The organism is Corallococcus sicarius (assembly GCF_003611735.1).
Taxonomy (GTDB): domain Bacteria; phylum Myxococcota; class Myxococcia; order Myxococcales; family Myxococcaceae; genus Corallococcus; species Corallococcus sicarius.
Genome location: NZ_RAWG01000471.1, coordinates 1 through 5216, shown reverse-complemented (window position 1 = coordinate 5216; position 5216 = coordinate 1). Strand labels below are relative to the sequence as shown.

The window sequence follows — 5216 nt, the reverse complement described above, 5'->3', positions numbered from 1 at the left end:
GCCAAGGCACCACCGCCACCCGCCGCCGCCGCGCCCAGGCCGGCAGCGGTCCCCGCCGCGGTGCCCTCGCAGGACCCCGCCCAGGTGCTCACCGGCATCCCCGGCATGGACTTCTCCAGCCTGCCCCCGGCGGCGAAGCGCGAGCTGGCCACGGTGTTCAGCGACGAGTTCTGCTACTGCGGCTGCCCCCACTCGCTGGGCGCGTGCCTCAAGCAGCACACGACCTGCAAGCACGCCAAGCGGATGGCCCGGCTGTCCGCGCGCCTGGTGTCCGAAGGCGGCCCGGCGAGCGAGGTCATCGTCACGCTGTCCAAGTACTACGCGTCCTTCCGCGAGCCCCGCACGGCGCTCAAGGTGGACCCCCGCATGTGCCAGGGCAACGCCAATGCCCCCGTGACGGTGGCGGAGTTCTCCGACTTCGAGTGCCCCTTCTGCGGCAAGGCCCGGCCCATCCTGGAGGGCTTCGCGAGGAAGCACCCCGCCGAGGTGCGCTTCTGCTTCCTGCCGTTCCCGCTCGGCATCCACCCCAACGCCGTCCCCGCCGCGCAGGCGGTGCTGTGGGCGCGCGACCAGGGCAAGTTCTGGCAGATGCATGACGCGCTCTTCGGCCAGCAGGAGAACCTCAAGCCGGAGGCGCTGCCCGCGCTGGCGAAGTCGGTGGGCCTGGATGGGGACAAGCTCGCCGCGGTGTTGAAGACGGAGCAGTACAAGGACGAGATTGAAGGCTTCCGCGCCCAGGGACGCACGGCGGCCATCACCGGCACCCCTTCAGTGTTCTTCAACGGACGCGCGTACGACCTGGGCTACCAGGAAGAGCAGCTCTCCCACAGCATGGAGGATGAAGTGGAGTGGCGCGCGAACAACAACGCGTGGGCCGCCGACTGACACCCAGGATGAGCCAACGCTTCCGCATCGATGGCGCCGCGCAACTGGTCCCCGAGGACCGGACCGGCATCCCCGCGCTCGCAGGACGCTCGGGCACCTACGCGCTGATGCCCACCGCGCCCGACCTGCTCGTCTTCTCTCGCACGCCGCCGGAAGGGGGCTCCATCCCCACGCCGCGCGTGGTGCTGTCGGGTGACGCGGGGGGCTTCCCGCTGTCGGACCTCATCGCGTTCCTCAGCCAGTCGCGTTGGAGCGGCGTCGTCCGGGTGCACACGCCGGGCGGCGAGCGCTCGCTGATGATCCGCGAGGGCGAGGTGCGCGGCGCCACGTCCGAGGAGCCCGCCGACCGCCTGGGCGAAGTGCTGGTGCGCCTGGGCTACGTGGACCGGGCCCAGGTGGAGGCGGTGCTGCGCGAACAGTCGCCGTCGAAGATGGGCCGGGCGCTGGTGGAGAAGGGCGTGCTGCAGGCGCACGACCTGTTCAAGTGCGTCACCCACCAGGTCAGTGAGATCTTCCACGCCATCGTGCTGTGCCGCGAGGGGGCGTTCTTCCTCATCGACCAACCCCTGGACGACAAGACGGGGCACTCCATCCAGCTGTCCACGCAGAGCCTGCTGATGGACAGCATCCGGAAGATCGACGAGCTCGCGCACTTCAGGAAGCGCATCCCCCACGGCCGCATGTACGTGGCGCGCAAGCGTCCGTCCGACGGCAAGCTGGAGGAGGACGAGGACCGGGTGCTCGCCATGCTGGACGGGCGGCGCACGGTGCTGGAGCTGGGGCACGCGGCCCGGCTGTCCGAGTTCGACATCACCAAGGTCGTCTTCCGGCTGCTGGAGGGGGGCTTCGCGGGGCTGTCGGACAAGCCGGTGGGCACGCCCGCCGCCGCGGCGCCGGAGAAGGCCGCCACGCAGCGCGCGCGTCCCGCGGTGCGCACCGTGGCGCCGGTGGATGCCCGCCCGGTGGCGCGCGTCTTCAACTTCATCTTCCGGGAGATCCGCGACGAGGTGGCCCGCCAGGGCATGGACCGCGAGTTCATCGCCGCGGCCAACGCGGCGCTCACCGGGCAGGCGCTGTCGTCGTCACCGGTGCTGGAGGGGCTCGCGTTCGCGGCGGACGGCAGCCTTCCGGAAGGCCGGCTGATGGAGGCCTTCGACAGGCATCGTGATCAGCTGGGCAGCGAGCCGCTGGCCTCCTTCCGTCAGGCGCTGAGCGACGTGATGTTCTTCCTGCTGTTCCAGGCCGGAGAGCTGCTGGAGTCGCGCGCGGACGAGGACCTGGCCCGTCGCGTGAAGGAACTCCTGGCCACGCTCGAGGCCCCGTGACGGACGCCGGCTTCCCGCGGCTGACCGCCGGCATCCCTGGGTGCGGGGGCGCCTTCAAGCTCTCGCCCGAGGACTTCGAGGTGGAGGAGCTGCCCGCGTACCTGCCGTCCGGCGAGGGCACGCACCTGTACCTCTGGGTGGAGAAGCGCGGCCGGGACACGCGCGAGGTGGTGCGCGCGCTGGCCACCGCGATGGGCGTGCGCGAGGACGACATCGGCGTGGCGGGGATGAAGGACCGGCAGGCGGTGACGCGGCAGTGGCTGTCCGTGCCCGCGAGCGCCGAGCCGCGCCTGCCCGAGTTCGCGCTCGACGGCGTGCGCGTCCTGGAGTCGAAGCGGCACGGCAACAAGCTGCGCACCGGGCACCTGAAGGGAAACCGCTTCCGGCTGCGGCTGCGCGGCGTGCAGGACGTGGGCGCGGCGCGCGAGTCCTTCGACCGGCTGTCCGCCGAAGGCGTGCCCAACTACTTCGGAGAGCAGCGCTTCGGCCGGGCCGGGGACAACGCGGACCTGGGCCGGATGCTGCTGCTGGGCCAGCGCCTGCCGAAGCGGCCGGACCGCTTCCAGCGCAAGCTGTACCTGTCCGCCTTCCAGTCCCGCCTCTTCAACCAGGCCCTGGTGCAGCGGTTGGAGGCGGGCACCTTCGCCACGGCGCTCCTGGGCGACGTGCTGCGCAAGGAGGAGACGGGCGGCCTCTTCGTGTGCGAGGCGCCAGAGGTGGATGGCCCCCGCGTCGCCGCGTTCGAGGTGAGCCCGGCGGGGCCCATGTTCGGCCCGAAGATGACCGCCTCGCGCGGCGAGGTGGCGGAGGCCGAGGCCCGGCTGCTCGTGGACGCGGGCGTCACCCTGAGCGACTTCGTGCGCGGCGGGGACGAGACGGAAGGCACGCGCCGCCCGTACCGCGTGCGGCTGGGCGCGCCGGACCTCACGGTGGACGGTGGGGACGCGGTGCTCACGTTCGAGCTGCCGCGCGGCGCCTACGCCACCGAAGTGCTGCACGAACTGCTCAAGGACGGCTGAGCCCGCTTCCCCCCCGGAAATGACTGCGCCTCCCAGGGCAGGAAGCCCGGGGAGGCGCGGGGTGCTGCGTCCGGTCCCCGCTCCGTCGTCGCGGAGCGGGGTGGGGCGTGAAGCGCTACTGCCGGACGACGTTGAACTCCGTGCGGCGGTTGAGCGCGCGTCCGGCCTTGGTGGTGTTGGGCGCCACGGGGCGCGCCTCACCGAAGCCCACGGCCTCCATGCGGCCCGGGTCGATGCCGCGCTTGAGCAGCTGCGCCAACACCGCGTCGGCGCGCTTCTGCGACAGCTTCAGGTTGGACGTGTCGTTGCCCAGCGAGTCGGTGTGGCCCTCGATGCGCACCTTGCGGATCCACGACGCATCGCGGAGCGCCTGCGCCACGTCGTCCAGGATGGTGGTGCTCTGCTTGCCGATGATCTTCGCGGAGCCGGACCCGAAGAGGATCTGCTTCTTGATCTCGATCCGGTCCTTCTTGACGATGACCATCTTGTACTGCTTGGCGCAGCCGCGCTCCTCCTTCACGCCCGGGTCGTCAGGGCATGCGTCCAGCCGGTCCACGATGCCGTCGCCGTCCTTGTCCGGATCCGGGCAGCCGCCGTTCTCCGTGGGGCCGGTCTCCAGCGGGCACTTGTCCTGGGCGTCCGGGACGCCGTCGCTGTCGTTGTCCAGGTCCGGGCAGCCGTCCTCGTCCTGGAAGCCGTCCTTGTCCTCCGGCTCCAGCGGGCACTTGTCCACGTCGTCGTTGATGCCGTCCCCGTCCTTGTCGACGATGGGGCAGCCCAGGTTCTGGAGCGGGCCCGCTTCGTTGGGGCACTTGTCGGTGCCGTCCACGATGCCGTCCAGGTCGTTGTCCATCTCCGGGCAGCCATCCTCGTCCTGGAAGCCGTCCTTGTCCTCTGGCTGGTCCGGGCACTTGTCCACGTTGTCGAGCACCGTGTCGCCGTCGCGGTCCTTGGGGGCCTCCGCCGGGCAGCCGTTGTTCTCCGCCACGCCGGCGATGAGCGGGCACTTGTCCTGCGCGTCCGGCACGCCGTCGCTGTCGTTGTCCGTGTCCGGGCAGCCGTCCTGGTCCTGGAAGCCGTCCACGTCCTCGGCCTGGTCGGGGCAGGGGTCGTCCTTGTCGAGCACGCCGTCGCCGTCGCCGTCCGTCTCCTCGATGCTCACCACCACCTGCTGCTGGGGCTGCTGCGCCTGCGGCTGCTGGGGCTGGGCCTCCGGGCGGTCGCGCACCAGCACCTGGCGGGGGGCGCAGCTCTTGGACAGCTCCAGGGCGCGCTTCACGGCGCCGTCGGCGGTGCGCACGTGCTGGGCGGCGCGGGTGCTGTTGCCCTGGCTCAGCTCCCCCCGGGCGAAGTCGAGGTTGGCCTCGGCGGTGGCCAGATCCGAGGGGGCACAGCGCAGGGCTCCGCCCCGGCGGGCGCGCTCCACGTCGGCGGTGAGGACCTCCGTGTCAGCGCGGATCTTGTTGCCGCTGACGCAGGAGAGGGAGGCCAACAACAGGGTGAGCAGCGCGGACTGGGACAGACGCTTCATCGGGGAGCGCTCGGGCGTCACGGGTTCGGGGGGCGGCCCTGGGAATCTGCGTTGGCGGCGGACATGGACTTCTCCCGCGCCTCGTTGGCGAAGCGGGAGGCCTTCACCGCGAAGTCGACGCCGGACTGGTAGTCCGAGTAGCCGACCTCCTCGCGCGCCTTCTGGAGGTAGAGATTGGCGGCCGTCCACTCGTACGGGGCTTCCTTCTCCGCTCCGGCCGTGCGCGCGGCCTGGATCTGCACTTCGGCGTCGAGGATGTTCGACGTGGACTTCACGGGGCCACATGCGGTCAGCACGCCCGCAACCGCCATCAGGAGCGACTGCTTCGTCATCACGTGTGCCTCGGTAAGACAGAGCGAAAGGGAATGGGGTCGGTCGTATCAATCGCCCTCGGGGGGGTCAAGAATCGGGCGGTTCCCATGAAGCAGGGGGCCGGGCCTGGCTCTTATACACATC

The 5216-nt window shown here is 71.1% G+C and carries 5 protein-coding genes; 3 read left to right on the top strand and 2 right to left on the bottom strand.

The window, feature by feature from the left end; genetic code table 11:
• The 3 genes from D7X12_RS38960 to truD form a co-directional block, all read left to right on the top strand.
• Positions 1-885 (top strand): DsbA family protein (locus tag D7X12_RS38960; protein ID WP_120630221.1); only part of this gene is annotated, 885 nt, incomplete at its 5' end.
• Between the two features lie 8 nt (positions 886-893).
• Positions 894-2210, top strand: a complete 1317-nt coding sequence (locus D7X12_RS38955) for a DUF4388 domain-containing protein (RefSeq protein WP_120630220.1) — start codon at positions 894-896, stop codon at positions 2208-2210.
• A complete protein-coding gene (gene truD / locus D7X12_RS38950) occupies positions 2207-3229 on the top strand; it encodes a tRNA pseudouridine(13) synthase TruD (RefSeq protein ID WP_120630219.1) in 1023 nt (340 codons plus the stop codon). The genes D7X12_RS38955 and truD overlap by 4 nt, the downstream gene beginning before the upstream one ends.
• 115 nt (positions 3230-3344) lie before the next feature.
• On the opposite strand, the gene D7X12_RS38945 is transcribed toward truD, so the two are convergent.
• Together D7X12_RS38945 and D7X12_RS38940 are read right to left on the bottom strand one after the other, a co-directional pair.
• Complete coding sequence (locus tag D7X12_RS38945; protein ID WP_120630218.1) at positions 3345-4760, bottom strand: OmpA family protein; 1416 nt, start codon at positions 4758-4760, stop codon at positions 3345-3347.
• Between the two features lie 17 nt (positions 4761-4777).
• Positions 4778-5092 (bottom strand): DUF4398 domain-containing protein, encoded by a 315-nt coding sequence (locus D7X12_RS38940; protein ID WP_120630217.1) that lies wholly within the window; start codon positions 5090-5092, stop codon positions 4778-4780.
• Positions 5093-5216: the final 124 nt, after the last annotated feature.

Bases quoted from the DNA above. Each gene is read 5' to 3' on its own strand.
- D7X12_RS38955 (WP_120630220.1), top strand. From the start codon at position 894: ATGAGCCAACGCTTCCGCATCGATGGCGCCGCGCAACTGGTCCCCGAG.
- D7X12_RS38945 (WP_120630218.1), bottom strand. From the start codon at position 4,760: ATGAAGCGTCTGTCCCAGTCCGCGCTGCTCACCCTGTTGTTGGCCTCC.
- D7X12_RS38940 (WP_120630217.1), bottom strand. From the start codon at position 5,092: ATGACGAAGCAGTCGCTCCTGATGGCGGTTGCGGGCGTGCTGACCGCA.